Source organism: Mycobacterium sp. SP-6446 (assembly GCF_001954045.1).
Classification (GTDB): Bacteria; Actinomycetota; Actinomycetes; order Mycobacteriales; family Mycobacteriaceae; genus Mycobacterium.
This window is the reverse complement of sequence record NZ_MBEM01000072.1, coordinates 1-19,529: the sequence shown is the minus strand read 5'-3', so window position 1 is coordinate 19,529 and position 19,529 is coordinate 1. Positions and strand designations below refer to the sequence as shown.

Here is a 19,529-nt window from a genome sequence, read left to right as displayed (position 1 = left end):
CGGCTCCCGAGGCCACGATGATCGCGAGCAACAACAGACCGGCGTCGGGTTCCACCCCGCCGAGTGCCAGGCCGATCACGAACGCCAGCCACGCCGACCCGGTTTCCCACGCATTGTGGACGCGGCCGAGTAGCCGCCGAAACGCTGGGCCGCCCTCGCTCGCCGCATCCCGCGCGCGGTCCAGCACGCGCGCGATGATCGGCGGTGTTTTCGACTCCAGCACCTCGGTGTTGCCGCCGGCTGCCGGCAGGTGCGCGGGCTGCCGCCGGCGGGCCAGCGAACGCACGATGATCAGTGCGGCGACCAAGAGCGCGAGCACACCCATCCCGATCCGGACATGCCGGACGACGGGGCTCGTCGCCAAGCCCTCGGCCAAGGAGCTAAACGCGGGCGCGACATGCAGCAGCGTCAGCGGAACCACCACGGCCGGAATGCATCCCACCAGGCAGCCCGCCCCGTAGGCGAGCAGGTTTTGCACGGGCCGCGGCCGGGAGATCACGAGAAGAGTCACCGCCAGACGCACGGGGTTCAGCGCCGTCATGAGCGCGAGCGCCAGCACCGAGCCCCACATGGCGGGAAGACTACCGTTGGCCGTCGGCTCCTCCGAAGTTTGCCTTCGGATAGCGCCCAGCGGCACCGCTCTGGGCAACCATGTTGCCCTGCAACAGGTCACGCCCGGCCCCTAGTACGGTACGACGATGGACAACGTGCTCGATCCGCTCGACCAGCTCACGTTCGACGCCGAGCGGGCCACCGGGGTCGTGTCTTTGCCGCATCCTTTCTGGGTGTACGACCGCCCGGTCGACATGGACGGTCTGCGCAAATTCCATCACCACCTTCAGCGCGGCTGGTTGCCCCGCCGCATCGAACCGTCACGGTTGCGGTTCGGCCGCCACCGCTGGGTATCGGTAGACGGGTTCTCCGACATCGAGCTCGCGACGCCGCGCCCGCGCGCGGAGCTCGACGCCTGGCTCGCGGAGCAGGCTTGCGCCCCCGTCGACGCCGAGCACGGGCCCCCATGGCACCTCGGGGTGCTGCCCTTCACCGACGGCGGCGCGGCGGTGAGCCTGGTCGTCTCACACTGCCTCGCCGACGGCGTCGGGCTGTTGAGCGCGATGGCCGACGCAGCGGATGGACGCGCAAATCCGAGCAGCTGGCCCGCCGCCGGGTCGCGCCGGCGCTGGCGGGCGATGCGCCAGGACGCCCGCCAAACCGTGCGAGACATACCGGCTTTCGGCCGGGCCTTCGCTGCCGCGGTACGGCTGGCCCGGCGTGCCCGCCGCAAAGGGGCGGCGGCCACGCCCGCGACCACCCCGCTGCGGCTGCCGACGCGGGCCGACGAATCCCTCACGCCGCCAATGACAACCATCTTCGTCGACGCCGACGAGTGGGAAGCCCGCGCCCACGCGCTGGGCGGTACCAGCAACGCGCTGCTGGTGGGAGTGGCGGCGCAGCTGGCCCAGCGAATCGGACGGGTCACCGCGGACGGCTCGGTTCTGATGAAGATGCCGGTCAACGAGCGCACCGCCGGTGATACGCGCGCCAACGCGGTGAGCCATCTGACCGTCACCGTCGACCCCGCGCCCGCGACGACGGACCTGCGCGAGGTCCGGGCCGCGATCAAACAGGCGTTGATCGATCACCATGAGATGCGCGACGACGAGCGCGCGGTGATGTCGTTCGTTCCCTTGTTGCGCCTCTTGCCCAAGCGGCTGGCCAGGCTGGTCGACAACACCGTTGTCTCATCCAACCTCGGTGCGATCGACCCGGCCGTCGTCCGGCCGGACGGCACGCCCGCCACCCTCTGGGCCTCCAGGGTGTCCCACCGGGGCGTGACCAAGGCGCTGATGCACCGTTTGGGCGGAGTGCTGTACGTGTTGTCGGGAATTGCGCGCGGGCAGGTCTTCATATCGGCCAGTGTTTATCAGCCCGGCTACGCCAACTCGAATGAAGCTTTGCGACAAGACCTTTCGGAGGTTTTGCATGACTTCTCGCTTGCCGGAACGTATATCGGAGACCCCCCGTATGGAGCCGCGTACCATGAACCCGCTTGACCGGATCAGCCGAGGTTAGGGGACGATGACAACCGTCTTGTTCGTGCTGGGGATGGCCCGGTCCGGCACCTCGGCAATGACACGCGTCCTGTCACTGTCGGGGGCCGCGCTTCCGCCCGGCATGATCGGCGCCGCGAAGGCCAACCCGCGCGGCTTCTGGGAACCGCGGCAAGCCAGCTTCCTCAATGAAAAGATTCTGCGCCGCCACCACAGCGCCGCGGCGGATCCCACATTGCGCCTGCACGAAGAACCCCCCGAAGCGCGAGACATCGCCGAAATCGGTGCCTACCTCGCCACGTTGCCGCCATCGGATCTGTACGTCATCAAGGACCTGCAGATGACCCCGGTGGCCGGCATGTGGTTCGAAGCCGCCCGCCGCACTGGTTACGACGTCGGCGCCGTGATCGCCGTACGCCACCCCGACGAAGTCATCAAGTCCGTCACCGCAATGATGCCCATCATCAAACCGGACCTCGCCGCCGCGCTCTGGCTGAAAAACAGCCTGCTCGCCGAACGCTACACACGCGGACTGCCCCGCGTGTTCGTCGAATTCTCCTACCTCCTCGAGGATTGGCGCCGCGAGGTCAAACGCATGTCCGCTGCCCTGGACGTCGAGCTCGCGCCCGACGAGGCCGCGATCAACGAATTCCTCGCCGCCGATGAATGCCACCAGCAGGCCGACGGATCGGCGTGCCCGGAACCGTTCGGCACCGGCTGGCTGACCACGACCTACCACCATCTGCACCGGGCCGCGTCCGGCGACACGTGGAGCCAATCCGAGTTGGACCGCGTCTTCGCCGACTACGGGGCTGACGAAGAACTCCTGGGCGGAGTCGTCGACAACTATCGGCGGGTCGTCAGGGCGCAGCGCTTCATTCCACGCAAATTCATCCTCGAAATCGCCGCGCTCGTCCACCGACGCAAGGGCACCTGGGCCTGAACACCGCGGCACGGGAAGTGAAAGGCCAGGATCGGCAATGAAATTTGCGCTCGCAACCTACGGGAGTCGCGGCGATGTCGAGCCGAGCGTTGCGATAGCCCGTGAGCTGCAACGCCGCGGGCACGACGTGCTCATGGCCGTTCCGCCCGACATGGTCGGCTTCGTCGAGTCGGTGGGGCTTGCGGCCGTCGCTCTCGGCCCGGATGTGCAGCCGATTCTGGATGCGCACCGCACCTTCTGGACGGATTTCTTCCGCAACTTCTGGAAGGTCCGCCACCTGATCAGGCTGCGACACGAAATAGCCGATCCCGTCATCCAGGGTTGGGATCAGATCTGCGCCACGCTGAAGTCGGTGGCGGACGGGGCCGACTTACTGGTCAGCGGCCTGAATTTCGAGCAGCCCGCCGCCAACGTCGCGGAGTACCACGACATCCCATTGGCCACCGTGCATATCTTCCCGGTGCGGGCCAGCGGCCAGTTCCTGTCGGTCGTGCCGCCGCGGGTCGGCCGTTCGGCCATGCGGCCTACGAGTGGGTGGCCTGGCGTGCGGCGAGCAGGCTCGAGAACGTGCAGCGCCGCGAGCTGGGTCTCCCGAAGGCCACTCGCGCTGCCGCGGCGGATCGCCGAACGCGGATGGGTGGACATCCAGGCCTACGACGAGATCTGTTTTCCCGGGCTGGCGGACGAATGGGCGAAATGGAACGGTCGGCGGGCTTTTGTCGGCGCGCTGACGATCGACCAGCCGACGGACGCCGACGAAGACGTCGCGTCGTGGATCGCCGCGGGAACGCCACCGATTTTCTTCGGCTTCGGCAGCACACCGGTGAAATCTCCGGCCGACACCATCGCCATGATCGCCGAGGCCTGCGCGGACCTGGGCGAGCGGGCGTTGGTTACCGCCGCCGGCACCGACTTCCGCGACGTCGGCCATCTCGAGCACGTCAAGGTCGTGGAAGCGATGAACTATGCGACGCTCTTTCCGGCTTGCCGGGCGGTCGTACACCACGGCGGCACCGGCACCACGGCTCTGGGCCTGCGCGCCGGAGTCCCGACGTTGATCCTCTCGACGGACATCGACCAGACGATCTGGGGAGCGCGGGTCAAACGACTGAAGGTGGGCACCGCTCGGCGCTTTTCGAGCGCCACCCGGAAAACACTCGTGACGGACCTCCGCCGGATTCTCGCCCCGGAATACGCCGCCCGGGCCCGCGTCCTCGCGGCCCGTATGACCACCTCCGCCGAGAGTGCCGCGGCGGCCGCTGACCTGGTGGAAAAGTACGCCCGCGCCGGGCGGCCCTGACCGTAGTCTTGCCCGCTTCGGCCCCCCTGCGTTTGGCGCTATTTGACTCAAGTATGGTATTAGAACTTGTTCTACTTATGTCGATTAGAGCACGGGAGATCGCGAGAAGTGGTGAGTGTCAATCCGTTCGACGTGGGGGATGTCAGGTTTCGGGTCTTGGCCCACGGCGAAGCGCATTACAGCCCGGGGTGGCCGACCTTCGAAAAGAACTGGACCGACATAGGGCCGACGACTCTGCGCGAGAGGCTGGTAACGGGCCGGTTCGCTAAGAGGTGAACCGGCCGGAGTCGGGGACTTCGGGGGAACTAGACAATCGAGCACTTCCGCTGACACGCGGACAACTCGATATATGGCTTGCGACGCAAACGGGCCGGTTCGGCGCCAAGTGGCAGCTGGGCGTGCTGGTGCGAATCGCGGGTCCGGTTGACGTCGGCATGTTCGAGTCGGCCGTCCGGCAGGTGGTGCACGAGGCCGAGCCGTTCAGGGCCGCCTTCTTCCAGGTTGACGGCCACGTCTTCCAGCGGGTCGTCGACTATCCGGATGTCGAGCTCGCTCGCTACGACCTCCTCGACTCGCAGGATCCCGCCGAGGACGCCTACCGATTGGCGTCATCGATTCAAGCCACGCCGATGCCGTTCAGCGGCGCGCTGTTCAGATTCGCGTTGATGCAGACGCGGATCGATGAGTTTTATTTCTTCGTCTGCTGCCACCACATCGTCGCGGACGGCCTGGGCCTGGGTCTTTTCTGTCACCGGATTGCCGCCGTCTACAACGCAATTGCCGCGGGGGAGCCGATTCCTCCCGCCATCTTCGGCTCGCTGCGCGACCTGATCGAGTGCGAATCGGCATACAAGCGTTCGGCCGAGTACCTCGAGGACGAGGCCTATTGGGCTGAGCACCTGCCGGCGGAAAGGGAACTGGCTCATCGCGTCGCGGACGACGCGGGCGGCAGTGACTCGGATGAGTGTTCCGAGCCCGTTCCACTGGATCCCGTCGTCGTCTCCGGCATCCGCGACTTGTCGCGCGCGTTGGGGGTGCGTCGCTCGTCGGTGATCACCGCGGCGTGTGCGCTGCTGGTGCGTCGGTACGACGCCGAGGGCACGGAAGTCGTGCTCGATCTTCCGGTCACCAGGCGCGTGAGCCCAGAGACAAAGCTGGTGCCCGGAATGATCTCCGGGGTGGTCCCGCTGGTGTTCAGGACTTCGCCGCAATCCACCGTCGCCGCCTTTTGCGAACAGGTCGACGCCCGAATGCGGGAAGCGTTGCAGCATCAACGGTTCCCGGTGCACTTTCTGGAGAATGCGGCGCGTTCCCGTGGCTCGGGCCGGGCACCGAATCGCGTAATCGTCAATTTCATTCCGCCCACCTATATGGCCGATCTCGGCGGTTCCCCGGCATCGGCGACGCTGACCAATTCCGGGCTTGTGGACCAGTTCGGGTTGCTATTCACCAGGGACGGAGATGAGCTTTTTCTCAGCACGGCGGGTGCCGGGCAATTGTTTGCGAATTGCGCCGCCGACGATTTAGCGCGGCAATTGGAGCGAGTGCTAGCGGCGATGATCGCGGACCCGGAGCGGCCGTTGCCGTCGCTCGACGCTCTGGATGCCGCTGAGTACGCGCGGCTGGATGGGTGGGGTAACCGGTCAGTGCTGACCGAGCGGCCGGGCACACCGGCGTCCATTCCGGAGCTGTTCGCCGCGCAGGTGGCGCGTACCCCCGAGGCCGCGGCGCTGACTTGTGGGGAGCGCTCGTGGACCTACCGCGAGCTCGACGAGGCAGCGAACCGGTTGGCGCACTTGCTACGTGGTCGGGGTGCGCGGCCAGGCGAGTGCGTCGCGCTACTGTTCACGCGGTCGGCCGAGGCGATCGTCGGGATTGCCGCGGTGCTCAAGACCGGAGCGGCGTATCTGCCGATCGATCCCGCGCTGCCCGCGGCCCGCATCGAGTTCATGCTCGCCGACGCCGCGCCGATCGCCGCGATCACCGTGGCCGGGCTGCGGGCGCGGCTGGACGGGTCCGGGCTGCCCGTCGTCGAGATCGACGATCCCGCCGTCGCCGGCCAACCCCGCACCGCGCTACCCGCCCCGGCCGGCGACGACATCGCCTACCTCATTTACACCTCGGGCACGACCGGCGTTCCGAAAGGCGTTGCGGTCAGCCACCAGAGCGTGACCCAGCTGGTGCAGACGCTGGATGCCGGCCTGCCCCGCGCCGGCGTGTGGTCGCAGTGGCATTCGTTGGCCTTCGACGTCTCGGTGTGGGAGATATGGGGCGCGTTGTTGCACGGTGGGCGGCTGGTGGTGGTGCCCGAGGAGGTGGTCCGCTCACCGGAAGACTTCCACGCGCTGCTGGTCGCCGAGCGGGTCAGCGTGTTGTGCCAAACCCCCTCGGCGGTCGCGGCCTTGTCACCCGAGGGGCTGGAGTCGACGGCGCTGGTGGTGGCAGGAGAGGCCTGCCCCGCCGATGTCGTGGACCGCTGGGCGCCCGGGCGGGTGATGATCAACGCCTACGGCCCGACCGAGACGACGGTGTATGCGGCGATAAGCGCGCCGTTGCGGCCGGGTTTCGGTGCGCCGATCGGTTCGCCGGTGCCGGGGGCGGCGCTGCTCGTGCTTGACGGGTGGTTGCGGCCGGTGCCGGCGGGCGTCGTCGGCGAGTTGTATGTGGCCGGCCGCGGCGTGGGCTATGGATATGCGCGCCGAACCGGGTTGACCGCGTCGCGGTTTGTGGCCTGCCCATTCGGCGAGCCGGGAACACGCATGTATCGCACCGGGGACCTGGTGTGCTGGGACGCCGACGGACAGCTGCAGTATTTGGGCCGCGCCGACGAGCAGGTCAAGATCCGCGGATACCGCATCGAACTTGGCGAAGTCCAGTCCGCGCTGTCGGCCCACCCGCGAGTGGGGCGGGCGGCGGTGATCGCTCGCGAGGACCAACCCGGCGACACGCGGTTGGTGGGCTATGTGGTCCTGGATCAGCAGATGATGCTGACGCGGGAGCCGGAGCGAGAAGCGCAACTCGTCGAGCAATGGCACGGAGTGTATGAGGGCCTCTATTCGGGGTCGACCCACGCGGCTGGCGAGCAGCCCGTCTTGGGGGAGGACTTCGAGGGCTGGAACAGCAGCTATACCGGGGCGCCCATCCCGCTCGACCAGATGCGCGATTGGCGGGAAGCCGCGGTGGATCGGATCCGCGGGTTGGGCGCGCGCCGGTTGCTGGAGATCGGGGTCGGCTCCGGTCTGTTGCTGGCGCAGCTGGCCCCGGACTGCGACGAGTATTGGGGCACCGACTTCTCGGCGCCGATGATCCAGGCGCTGCAGGCGGCGGTGGCCGGGCAGCCGTGGGCCGATCGGGTGCGGTTGCGGGCACAGCCGGCCGACACGGCCGAGGGGTTGCCCGAAGGCCATTTCGATGTCGTGGTGCTCAATTCGGTGGTCCAGTACTTCCCCAACGCGGGCTATCTGCTGGATGTCCTGGCGGTCGCAATGCGGTTGCTGGCGCCGGGCGGGGCGTTGTTCATCGGTGACGTCCGCAATCTCTCGCTGTTGCGGGAGTTCACCACTGGGGTCGTGTGCGCCGAAACCGCCGAGGACACCGCCGCGGTGACGCGCGAGCGGGTCCGCCGGGAAATGCTCGCCGAGCAGGAACTGTTGTTGGCGCCGGAATTCTTTGCGGGTCTGCCCGAGCACCTGCCCGGCATTGCCGCGGTCGACGTGCGGCTCAACGGAATGCGGGCGCTCAACGAGCTGAGCGGTTACCGCTATGAGGTGGTGCTGCGTAAGGCGCCTGCGACGGTGGACTCGATGGCGGATCTGGCGTCGCATCCGTGGCAGCGGTTCGGCAACCTGGCCGCACTGGAGGAGTTTCTGCGGTCGCGGCGCGTGCCGGGGCTGCGGGTGACCGGGGTGCCGCACGGCGGGATCTGGCCCGATGTGGCCCTGGCACGGGCGCTGGCCGAGGCCGACGATCGGGTGCCCGTCAGTGCATTGCGTGCCGGCCTGACCGCACCCGGTGCGGTGTTACCGAACGAGTGTCACGCGTTGGGCCGGGAACTGGGCTATGCCACGGCGGTGACCTGGTCGCCGACGGCCGGCCTGGTGGATCTGATCTTCACCCGCGCCACCGACGCGGCGCTGTCGGATCTCTACCTGCCAGCCACCCCAGTGGCTTCGCTAGCCGGGTATGTCAACGACCCGTCGGCGAGCGAACGGGCAGCCGAGTTGCGGCGCTTCGCGGCCGACCGGCTGCCGGAGTTCATGGTGCCGGCGGCGATCATGCTGATGGAGTCGCTGCCGTTGACGGTCAACGGCAAACTCGACAAGCGAAGGCTGCCGGCTCCGGAATTCGTGGGCGCCACGGCCTATCGGGCGCCGCGCAATGACCGGGAACGGGTGCTGGCCGGCCTGTTCGCCGAGATCGTCGGGGTGACGCGGCTCGGCATCGATGACGGGTTCTTCGACCTGGGCGGGCATTCGTTGTCGGCCACCCGGCTGGTCGCCCGGGTGAACGCCGAGCTCGGCGTCGAGGTCCCGATCCGCGCGCTGTTCGACGCGCCCACCGTGGCCGGCCTTGCCGAGTGGATCGGCGCGCACGCCGGGGAACCGGCGGCGGTGGCGTTGACGGCACGGCAGCGGCCCGCGGCGATCCCCTTGTCGTTTGCCCAGAGCCGGTTGTGGTTTATCGACCAACTCGAGGGGCCCTCGCCGGTTTACAACATGGCGGTGGCGCTGTGGCTCGACGGGCGTCTCGACGTCGAGGCATTGGGCGCGGCGCTGGCCGATGTGGTAGGCCGCCACGAGAGCCTGCGCACCCTCTTTACCGCGACCGACGGCATGCCCCGACAGGTGGTGATGCCCGCCGAGGGTGCGGACTTCGGTTGGCAGGTCATCGATGCCGCCGGCTGGTCGGGCGAACGGCTGGAGGAGGCCGTCGCCGCGGTCACCGGCCACGCTTTCGACCTGGCGACCGAGATCCCGTTGCGGGCAAGACTTTTCCGTAACGCCGACGACGAACACCTGCTGGTCGCCGTGGTGCACCACATTGCCGCCGACGGCTGGTCGCTCAACGTGTTGGCGGCGGATATCGGTGTGGCGTATGACGCGCGATCTGCTGGGCGGGCGCCGGGCTGGACCGAATTGCCGGTGCAGTACGTCGATTACACGCTGTGGCAGCGCGAGCTGCTGGGCGAGCTCGGCGACGACGAAAGCCGGATCGCCGGCCAGCTGGCCTACTGGGAGCACGCCCTGGCCGGGATGCCCGAGCGCCTGCAGTTGCCCACCGATCGGCCCTACCCGCCGGTCGCCGACTACCGCGGGGCCAGCGTCGAGGTGGACTGGCCGGCCCAACTGCAGCAGCGGGTGGCCCGGCTGGCTCGCGAGCACAACGCCAGCAGCTTCATGGTCGTGCAGGCCGCGCTCGCGGTGCTGTTGGGTCAGGTGAGCGCCAGCCGGGATGTGGCGATCGGCTTCCCGGTGGCGGGGCGCCGCGACCCCGCGCTCGAGGGGCTGGTCGGGTTTTTCATCAACACGTTGGTGTTGCGTGTCGACCTGGCCGGCGACCCCACCGTCGCCGAGCTGCTCGCGCAGGTGCAGCAGCGCAGCCTGGCCGCCCACGAGCACCAGGACGTGCCTTTCGAGGCGCTGGTGGAGCGGCTCAACCCCACCCGGAGCCTGACCCATCACCCACTGGTGCAGGTGTTACTGGCCTGGCAGAACTTTGCCGGGCAGGACAACAGCCCAACGCCGCGGCTGGCGCTGGGCGATCTACGCGTCACGCCGCTGCCCGTGGACACCTGCACCGCCCGCATCGACCTGACGTTCACCCTGTCCGAACGATGGACCGACACCGGTGAGCCCGCCGGAATCGGCGGGACCGTCGAATTTCGCACCGACGTTTTCGACACCGCCAGCGTCCAAACGCTGATCGGGCGGCTCCGGCGGGTGCTGGTGGCGATGACCGCCGACCCGACCCGGCGGTTGTCGTCGGTGGATGTGCTCGATGCGGCCGAGCACACCCGGCTCGCCGGATGGGGCAATCGCCCGGCGTTGACCGCGCCGGCATCGCCGACCGTGTCGCTTCCCCAGGCATTCGCGGCGCAGGCGGCCCGGACCCCCGATGCGATGGCGATCAGCTTCGCCGGCCGCGGCATGACGTACCGGGAGTTGGACGAGGCCGCGAACCGGCTGGCGCATGTGTTGGCCGCCGCGGGGGCCGGCCCCGGACAGCGTGTGGCGCTGCTGTTTTCGCGGTCTACCGAGGCGATTGTCGCGATTCTGGCGGTGTTGAAGACCGGCGCGGCGTATCTGCCGATCGACCCGGCGGTGCCGAACGCGCGCATCGCCTTCATGGTTGGTGATGCCGCGCCGATCGCGGCCATCACCACCACCGAATTGATCGAGCGGCTGGACGGCCACGACCTGCTCGTCGTCGACGTCAACGACCCCGAACTGGACGCCCAGCCGAGCACCGCTCCGACGGCGCCGGCCCCCGACGACATCGCGTACGTGATCTACACCTCGGGTACGACCGGGGTGCCCAAGGGCGTGGCGATCACCCACCGCAACGTCATCGAGCTGTTGGCGTCACTGGACGACAGCTTGGAGTTGGCGGGTCAGGTGTGGTCGCAGTGGCATTCGTTGGCCTTCGACGTCTCGGTGTGCGAGATCTTCGGCGCGCTGTTGCATGGCGGCCGGTTGGTCGTCGTGCCGGAGGCGGTGGCCCGCTCGCCGGAGGTTTTCCACAGCCTGCTGGTCGCAGAGCAGGTCGGAGTGCTGAGCCAGACCCCGTCGGCGTTTTATGCGCTGCAGACCGCGGATGCGCTGGCACCCGAACTGGGCGGCCAACTGAAGCTGCAGACGGTGATCTTCGCCGGCGAGGCGCTGGAGCCGCAGCGGCTCGCCGGCTGGATGGACGGTCACCCGGGGTTGCCGCAGCTGATCAACATGTATGGCACCACCGAGACCACGGTGCACGCGTCGTTCCGCGAGATCGTCGACCGCGACGTCGATGGCACTGTCAGCCCGATCGGGAAACCGTTGGCGCATCTGGGCTTCTTCGTGCTCGATGGCTGGCTGCGTCCGGTGCCGGTCGGGGTGGTGGGCGAGTTGTACGTCGCCGGCGCCGGGGTGGGCCTCGGCTATGTGGGCCGTTCCGGGTTGACCGCATCGCGCTTTGTGGCGTGCCCGTTCGGCGGAGGGCGGATGTATCGCACCGGCGATTTGGTGCGATGGCGTTCCGATGGCCAGCTGGAGTATCTGGGCCGCGCCGACGAGCAGGTCAAGATCCGCGGGTATCGCATCGAGCTCGGCGAAGTTCAGACCGCCCTGGCCGGGCTCGCGGGTGTGCGGCATGCTGCGGTGATCGCCCGCGAGGATCGCCCCGGCGACAAGCGGCTGGTCGGTTACGTGACTGGGAGCGCCGACCCTGCTCGGCTGCGTGCCGCACTCGCCGAGCGGTTGCCGGAGTACATGGTGCCCGCGGCGCTGGTGACGCTGGATGCGCTGCCGTTGACACCTAACGGCAAGCTCGACAAGCGGGCGCTGCCGGCACCGGACTACAGCGATGGTGAGCGCTACCGGGCCCCGGCCACTCCGACCGAGGAGATCCTGGCCGGGATCTACGCCCGGGTGCTCGGCCTGGAGCGGGTCGGGGTCGACGACTCCTTCTTCGACTTGGGTGGGGATTCCCTCTCGGCGATGCGCCTGGTTGCGGCGGTCAATTCCGGTGTGGGCGCGGATCTTTCGGTGCGCGCGGTGTTCGACGCGCCCACGGTTGCCCGGTTGGCGCCGCGTCTCGGTTGTGGTGACGGCCTGCCCGAGCCGTTGGTGGCGATGCGCCGCCCCGCGGTGTTGCCCCTGTCGTTCGCGCAGAACCGGTTGTGGTTCATCGACCAGCTACACGGGCCGTCGCCGATCTACAACATGGCGGTGGCGCTGCGGCTGGACGGCCGGCTCGATGCCGACGCGTTGGGGGCCGCGCTGGCCGATGTGGTTGGCCGCCACGAGAGCCTGCGCACGCTGTTCGCCGCCCCCGGCGGCGTCCCGCAGCAGGTGGTGATGCCCGCCAAGCGGGCCGACTTCGGTTGGCACGTGGTGGATGCCACCGGCTGGCCGGCGGCCCGACTGGCTGAGGCCATCGACGAAACGGCGCATTACGCGTTTGATCTGGCAAGCGAGATCCCGTTGCGGGCAAGGCTTTTCCGGGTTGGCGACGACGAGCATGTGTTGGTGGCGGTGGTCCACCACATCGCCGCCGATGGCTGGTCGATCACTCCGCTGGTGGCTGATCTGGGCGAGGCGTATCGGGCGCGACGGCAGGGCCGGGCCCCCGGTTGGGCGCCGTTGGCGGTGCAGTATGTCGACTACACATTGTGGCAGCGCGCCCAGTTGGGCGACCTCGACGACAGTGCTAGCCACATCGGCGAGCAGCTGGCGTATTGGGAGCAGGCGTTGTCGGGGATGCCCGAGCGCCTGACCTTGCCCACCGATCGGCACTATCCGCCGGTGGCCGATCACGGAGGAGCCACGGCGCCCGTGGAGTGGCCCGCGGAGTTGCAGCGCCGGATCGCTCGGCTGGCCCGCGAACACAATGCGACGCCTTTCATGGTGGTGCAGGCCGCCCTGGCGGTGTTGTTGGGCAAGCTCGGCGCGAACCGCGATGTGGCCGTTGGCTTCCCGATCGCGGGCCGGCGTGACCCCGCGCTGGATGCGGTGGTGGGCTTTTTCGTCAACACCCTGGTGTTGCGGGTCGACTTGACCGGCGATCCCACCGTGGCCGAGTTGCTCGCCCAGGTGCGCGCGCGCAGCCTGGCCGCTTACGAGCATCAGGATGTGCCGTTCGAGGTGCTCGTGGAGCGGCTCAACCCCACCCGAAGCCTCGCCCATCACCCACTGGTGCAGGTGATGCTGGCCTGGCAGAGCGACGAACCGGTCGCCGGGCTGGCCCTGGGGGACGTGCGGGCGACACGGCTGCCGATGGACACCCACACCGCGCGCATGGACCTGTCGTTGTCGTTGGCCGAGCGCTGGACCCCGGCCGGTGCGGCGGCCGGGATCGGCGGGGCGGTCGAGTTTCGCACCGATGTGTTCGACGCGGCCACCATCCACACGCTGATCGAGCGGTTGAGGCGGGTGCTGGAGGCCCTGACCGCCGATCCGGCGCGGCGGTTGTCGTCGGTGGAGGTGCTCGACGACGTCGAGCGGGCCCGCCTGCAGGACTGGGGTAACGCGGCGGTGTTGACCGCGCCCGCGCCGCCGCCGCTGTCGGTTCCGGCGTTGTTCGGCGAGCAGGTCGCCGCCGCTCCCGAGGCGGTGGCGATCAGCGCGGGAAACGACGCCATGACCTACCGCGAGCTAGATGAGGCGGCAAACCGGTTGGCGCACTTGCTGATTAGTGAGCGCGTCGGAGCGGGTGGGTGTGTGGCGCTGCTGTTGCCCCGCTCGGCCGAGGCGATCGTCGCGATTCTGGCGGTGCTCAAGACCGGGGCGGCGTACCTGCCGATCGACCCGACTGTGCCGACGGAGCGGATCGGGTTCGTGCTCGACGACGCCGGGCCGGTCGCCGTGCTCACCGTCGCCGCGCTGGCCGGTCGGCTGGACGGCCGAGATCTGCGAGTCATCGATATCGACGACCCCGCGATCGACGCCCAGCCGTGCACCGCGCCGCCGGCACCGGCGGCGGACGATCCCGCGTACCTGATTTACACGTCCGGCACGACCGGCGTGCCCAAAGGCGTTGCGATCACTCACCGCAACGTGACCCAGTTGTTGGCGGCGTTGGACGCCGGCCTGCCGCGCCCAGGCGTGTGGCCGCTGTGTCATTCGTTGGCGTTCGACGTGTCGGTGTGGGAGATCTTCGGCGCACTGTTGCGTGGGGGCCGCGTGGTCGTGGTGCCCGAGGAGGTCGCCGCCTCACCGGAGGACTTCCATGACCTGTTGGTCAGGGAACAGGTCAGCGTGCTGACCCAGACCCCGTCGGCCGTGGCCGCGCTGTCCCCGAGGGGGCTGGAGTCGGCGGCATTGGTGGTGGTCGGTGAGGCCTGCCCGGTCGAAGTGGTGGAGCGGTGGGCGCCCGGAAGGGTGATGGTCAACGCGTATGGCCCCACCGAGACGACGATGTGCGTGGCGATCAGCGCTCCGCTGAGTCCGGAGTCGGGGGTGGTGCCGATCGGCGCGCCGGTGCCGGCGGCGGCGTTGTTCGTGCTCGACGAGTGGTTACGTCCGGTGCCGGTCGGGGTGGTCGGTGAGTTGTATGTGGCCGGCGCCGGGGTGGGCGTCGGTTATGTGGGCCGTTCGGGGTTGACCGCGTCGCGGTTTGTGGCGTGCCCGTTCGGCGGGGGTCGGATGTATCGCACCGGCGACCTGGTGTCGTGGGGTGTTGACGGGCAGCTGCGGTATCTGGGGCGTGCCGACGAGCAGGTCAAGATCCGCGGGTATCGCATCGAACTCGGCGAAATCCACACCGCCCTAACCGAACTCGAGGGGGTGCGGCACGCCGCGGTGATCGCCCGCGAGGACCGCCCCGGCGACAAACGCTTGGTCGGCTACGTCACTGGAACGGCGGATCCGCGCGACATCCGTGCCTCTATGGCCGAGCGGTTGCCCGCGTACATGGTGCCGGCCGCGGTGCTGGCGATCGATGAGCTGCCGTTGACGGCCAACGGGAAACTCGACACCCGCCGCCTGCCGGCGCCCAACTACGGAGATGGTGAGCGGTACCGCGCCCCGGATGGAGCCGTCGAGGAGATTCTGGCCGGCATCTACGCCCAGGTGCTCGGGTTGGAGCAGGTCGGGGTCGACGACACCTTCTTTGACCTTGGCGGGGACAGCATCTCGTCGATGCAGGTGGTAACGCGCGCGCGTGCCGCCGGCCTGGTGTGCCGGCCGCGTGACATCTTCGTCGAGCAGACCGTCGCCCGGCTGGCGCGGGTGGCCGCGGTGGCCACCGGTGTCGCTGACGCGACCGATGACGGTGTCGGGCCGGTGGTGGCCACCCCGATCATCCAGTGGCTGCGGGGCATCGACGGACCGGTGGAGCAGTTCAACCAGACCATGGTGGTGCAGGCTCCCGCCGGGGCGACCCAGGCCGACGTCGTGGTCGTGCTGCAGGCCCTACTGGATCGGCATGCCATGTTGCGGCTGCGTGTCGACGAGGACCGGTCGCTGACCGTGCCCCAGCCCGGGTCGGTGGATGCGCGCGAGTGCCTGCAAGTCGTCGACGTGTTCTCCGATGCGGCGCTGGTGTCGGCCCGCTCTAGGTTGAACCCGGCCGCCGGAATGATGGTCAGCGCGTTGTGGGTGCCGCCCACGGGCCAATTGGCGTTGATTCTTCATCATCTTGCCGTCGACGGCGTATCGTGGCGAATCCTGTTGGAGGACTTGAACATTGCGTGGGCCCAGCACCGCAGCGGCGAGCCGGTGGCATTGCCGGCGGGCGGGACGTCGTTTGCGCGGTGGGCCTCGCTGCTGGCCGAGCGCGCCCACCACCCGGACGTGGTCGGTCAGGCCGAGGCCTGGCGGCAGGTGGCCGCCACCCCCGCCGCGTTGCCCGCGGTGCAACCGGAGGTCGACACGTTCGCCACGGCTGGGCATTTATCGGTGCAGCTGGATGTCGAGACCACCCGGCTGCTGCTCGGTGAGGTGCCGGCGGCGTTCCATGCCGGGGTGCAAGACGTCTTGTTGATCGGATTTGCCTTGGCGCTGACCGAGTTTGCGGGCGACAGCGCGACGCCAATCGGCATCGACGTCGAGGGCCACGGACGTGACGAGGAACTGGCTGCCGATGTCGACCTGTCCCGCACCGTGGGCTGGTTCACCACCAAATACCCGGTGGCCCTGAAGGTTGGCGGACTGTCCTGGGCCCAGGTGATCGCCGGCCACCCGCGACTGGGTGTGCTCGTCAAGGACGCCAAGGAACAGCTTCGCGCTCACCCGGACGGATTGACCTACGGGATGTTGCGGTACTTGAACATCGATGTCGATCTGGCCGACACCGACCCGCCGATCGGGTTCAACTACCTGGGGCGCCTCGGAGCCGCGGGCTCCGAGAGGTCCGACGAACTCTGGCGAGTCTGCCCCGACAGCCTGTCGTTGACCGGCGTCGCGGCGGCCACACCGATGCCGCTCGCGCACTCCGTCGAGCTCAACGCGGGCACGGTTGACGGCGACGCCGGACCGTGCCTACGCGCCGATTGGACTTGGGCGCCATCGGCTTTCGATCGCGCGCAGATCAGCCGGTTGGGCCGGCTGTGGTTTGACGCGCTGGCCGGCATCTGCGCGCATGTGCAAAGCGGTGGCGGCGGGCTGACACCGTCCGACATCGCGCTCACCGGTCTGAGCCAGCAGCAGATCGACGAGCTCAGTGGCACAATGCGGATCGCTGACGTGCTTCCGCTGACCCCACTGCAGCAAGGACTGCTCTTTCACGCCAGGGCCGCGCGAGGCGGCGACGATCTCTATGCCGTACAGCTCGATGTCACATTGAGCGGTCCGCTCGATCCGCACCGGCTGCGCGATGCGGTCCACACGATGGTCAACCGGCATCCGAATGTGGCGGCCCGATTCTGGGAGCAGTTCGGGAAGCCGGTGCAGGTCATCCCCGCTGATCCCGCGCCGGCGTGGCGGTACGTCGAACTCGGCGGCGGCGACGTCGATCAGCAGATCGAGCGGCTCGGTGCCGCCGAACGTGCCGCGGTCCGTGATCTCGCCGACCAGCCGGCCGCTCGGGCCGCGTTGATCCGCACGGCACCCGACGAGCACCGCTTTGTGCTGACCTTCCATCACATCGTGCTCGACGGTTGGTCGCTGCCGATCCTGCTCCGAGAAATCTTCGCCGCCTACTACGGGCAGCGATTGCCCGCCGTGGTCCCGTACCGCAGATTCGTTGCGTGGCTGGCCGATCGAGACATGGATGCCGCCCGCGCGGCCTGGCGCGAGGCGTTCGCCGGCTTCGACACACCCACATTGGTGGGCCCGCCGGAGCGGGTGGGGCACGGGAAGCGTGGCGTTGCGTCGTACCGGGTGCCGGGGCACACCACCCGCGCGCTCACCGAGCTGGCCCGCACGCATCACACCACCGTCAACACCGTGCTGCAGGCCGCCTGGGCGCAGGTACTGATGTGGCTGACCGGGCACCATGACGTCACCTTCGGTGCCGCGGTCTCGGGGCGGCCGGCGGAGGTCCCCGGCGCGGACTCGATGGTGGGTCTGCTGATCAACACCGTGCCGGTGCGGGCCAACATCACACCGACAACGACCGCCGCCGGCCTGCTCGACCAGCTGCGACGCGCCCACAGCAAAACGCTTGAACACCAACATCTGTCGCTAAGCGAAATCCACCGCGTCACCGGCCACGAGCAACTTTTCGACACCCTGTTCGTATTTGAGAACTACCCGGTCGACACGAGCGCATTGGCGGGGGATGACGGGTTGAACATCGCCTCGTTCACCAGCCGCGAATACAACCACTATCCGCTGACGATGCAAGCCATGGCCGGTCACGAATTGGGCCTGCGCCTCGAATACGACGCCGATGCCTTCGACGAGGCGATCGTCGAAACGATCGCCGAAGGTTTCCGGCGGGTGCTGGAGGCGCTAACCACCGAACCCACGCGACGGTTGTCATCGATGGATGTGCTGGACGCCGGTGAGCGCGCCCGCCTGGACGGGTGGGGCAACCGGGCGGTGCTGAGCCAGCCCGTGACGACGGACTCGATTCCGGGGTTGTTCGCCGCGCAGGTGGCGCGCACGCCCGAGGCGGTCGCGCTGACTTGCCGGGGCTTGTCCATGACCTACCGGGAGCTGGACGAGGCGGCGAATCGGTTGGCGCACCTGTTGGCCGCCGAGGGCGCCGGTGCGGGTGAGTGTGTGGCACTGCTGTTTTCGCGGTCGGCCGAGGCGATCGTGGCGATCTTGGCGGTTTTGAAGAGCGGGGCGGCGTATCTGCCGATCGACCCGTCACTGCCTGGGCCGCGGATCGGGTTCATGCTCGGCGATGCCGCGCCTCTCACCGTGATCACGACCACCAGCTTGGCTGATCGGCTGGCCTGGCATGACGTGCCGGTCATTTTTATCGATGACCCCGCGGTGGGGACCCAACCCAGCACCGCGCTGCCGCCGCCGTACCCCGATGACCTTGCCCACCTGATCTACACCTCGGGCACCACCGGCGTCCCCAAAGGGGTCACCGTCACCCATAACAACGTCGCCCAGCTGTTCGACTCACTGGATACCGGCCTGAAACTGGAACCGGGTCAGGTGTGGACGCAGTTTCACTCGTACGCGTTCGATTTTTCGGTGTGGGAGATCTGGGGCGCGTTGTTGCACGGTGGGCGGCTGGTGGTGGTTCCCGATGAGGTGGCCCGATCCCCGGAGGATTTCCACAAGCTGCTGATCGGCGAGCGGGTCAGCGTGCTCACCCAGACCCCGTCGGCGGTGGGGATGCTCTCAACCGAGGGTCTCGTGTCGACGGCGTTGGTGATCGGCGCTGAGCCCTGCCCGCCCGAACTGGTGGATCGGTGGGCACCCGGACGACTGATGATCAACGTCTACGGCCCAACCGAGACCACGATGTGGGCGTCCAAGAGCGCGCCGCTGACAGCGGGATCCGGTGCGCCGCCGATCGGTTCGCCGGTGTCCGGTGCCGCCTTCTTTGTGCTGGACAGCTGGTTGCACCGGGTGCCCGACGGCGTGGTGGGGGAATTGTATGTGGCGGGTCGCGGTGTGGGGGTTGGGTATTGGCGCCGTTCGGGGTTGACCGGGTCGCGGTTTGTGGCGTGTCCGTTTGGTGGGCCGGGGGAGCGGATGTATCGCACCGGGGATTTGGTGCGCTGGCGCGCTGATGGGCAGCTGGACTATGTGGGCCGTGCCGATGAGCAGGTCAAGATTCGTGGGTATCGTATCGAGCTGGGCGAAATCCAAAGCGCTCTAACAGCTCTCGATGGCGTTGAGCAGGCGGCGGTGATCGCACGCGAGGACTGTCCCGGCGATAAGCGGCTGGTGGGATATGTGACCGGGGCGGCGGATCCGGGCGGTTTGCGTGCGGCGTTGGCTAAACGGTTGCCTTCCTGGATGGTGCCTGCCGCGGTGGTGGTTCTCGACGAGTTGCCGGTGACGGTCAATGGCAAGCTCGATACTCGCGCGCTGCCCGCCCCCGAATACGGGACCGAACGGTATCGGGCCCCGGCCACTCCGAGCGAGGAGATTCTGGCCGGGATTTATGCCCAGGTGCTTGGGGTGCC

General features: G+C 68.4%; 4 protein-coding genes and 1 pseudogene. 4 read left to right on the top strand and 1 reads right to left on the bottom strand.

Annotated features, from left to right (window positions below; genetic code table 11):
- On the bottom strand, window positions 1-571 hold a 571-nt coding region (locus A5736_RS05890), incomplete at its 3' end, for a GAP family protein (RefSeq protein WP_076245065.1).
- A 127-nt stretch (window positions 572-698) separates the two neighbouring features.
- Here A5736_RS05890 and A5736_RS05885 point away from each other — a divergent pair.
- From A5736_RS05885 to A5736_RS25555, 4 genes and pseudogenes are all read left to right on the top strand, one after another.
- On the top strand, window positions 699-2,054 hold the full coding sequence (locus A5736_RS05885) for a wax ester/triacylglycerol synthase domain-containing protein (RefSeq protein ID WP_076245064.1): 1,356 nt from the start codon (window positions 699-701) through the stop codon (window positions 2,052-2,054).
- Window positions 2,055-2,079: 25 nt separating this feature from the next.
- Window positions 2,080-2,994, top strand: a complete 915-nt coding sequence (locus A5736_RS05880) for a sulfotransferase family protein (RefSeq protein WP_254848296.1) — start codon at window positions 2,080-2,082, stop codon at window positions 2,992-2,994.
- Between the two features lie 37 nt (window positions 2,995-3,031).
- Window positions 3,032-4,294: pseudogene (locus A5736_RS05875) on the top strand (glycosyltransferase).
- Between the two features lie 272 nt (window positions 4,295-4,566).
- Window positions 4,567-19,529: non-ribosomal peptide synthetase (locus tag A5736_RS25555; protein WP_139333155.1), on the top strand; the 14,963-nt coding region annotated here is incomplete at its 3' end.